The sequence below is a fragment of the Psychrobacter sp. 1U2 genome (assembly GCF_051847575.1).
The window spans coordinates 1-568 of the sequence record NZ_JBPYDC010001584.1 but is presented as its reverse complement, the minus strand read 5'-3'; the positions used below and the strand labels follow the sequence as shown (position 1 = coordinate 568).

General features: G+C 43.0%; 1 protein-coding gene. It reads right to left on the bottom strand.

The window, feature by feature from the left end:
- Positions 1-568: aldehyde dehydrogenase family protein (locus ACS8FD_RS23320; protein ID WP_439277604.1), on the bottom strand; the 568-nt coding region annotated here is incomplete at both ends.

The following is a 568-nucleotide window of genomic DNA, read 5'->3' as shown; positions in this document are numbered from 1 at the left end:
ACCTTTGATGTTAACAAACTCTTTAATACCAAAGCCACCATGTTCACGGCCATGACCTGAGTTTTTTACGCCGCCAAATGGTAGTGCTGGATTGGCAAGACCATAGCCATTGATATATACCATACCTGTATCAAACTCTTCATTGGCTAAGCGAATAGCTTTGTCTTCATCTTTAGAGAAAATTGCACCGCCCAAACCATAACGGCTGTCATTAGCAATACGTAAGGCATCATCTTGATCTTTAGCACGTATTAGCGATGCTACTGGACCAAATAGCTCGTCGTCATAAGCTGGTTGGCCTTTTTCAACATTTTCCAAAATAGTCGCTGGATAGAAGCTGCCCTTACCTTCTGGTAATTTACCACCAACAGATACAGTAGCACCTTTGCTTACACTCTCTTCTACTTGCTCATGCAGTTTTTCTTGCAGATCTTTGCGCGCTAGCGGACCAAGATCAGAGCTATCATCCATCGGATCGCCTGCTTTTTTGCTTTCAAACTCTTCAACGATGCGCTTACGGAACTCGTCATACAAACTATCAACAACGATAAAGCGTTTTGCAGCAACA